At 65.7% G+C, this 230-nt stretch carries 1 protein-coding gene; it reads right to left on the bottom strand.

All coding sequences use genetic code 11. The annotated features are described in order from the left end of the window. Positions 1–230: transposase (locus tag DIE22_RS37975; protein WP_185640797.1), on the bottom strand; the 230-nt coding region annotated here is incomplete at both ends.

Raw genomic sequence — 230 nt, 5'->3', positions numbered from 1 at the left:
TCGCGCACGCTCATGCCGCGGGCGTACATCGCGATGATGCGTTCGTCGAAGCCGGTGAAACGGCGCTCGTGCTTGGGAATCAGGATCGGCTCGAAGCTGCCGTCACGGTCACGAGGCACATCGACCCGGATCGGACCACGATCGGTGATGACTGTCTTGCCGCTGGCGCCGTTGCGCTCGTTGACCTGACCGGGCGGCTTGGGCTGACCCGACGGGTAGCCCAGATGCAG

Source organism: Burkholderia sp. Bp9142 (assembly GCF_003853415.1).
Taxonomy (GTDB): domain Bacteria; phylum Pseudomonadota; class Gammaproteobacteria; order Burkholderiales; family Burkholderiaceae; genus Burkholderia.
The sequence above is the reverse complement of the archived record's forward strand: the minus strand, read 5'-3'. Positions and strand labels throughout refer to the sequence as shown.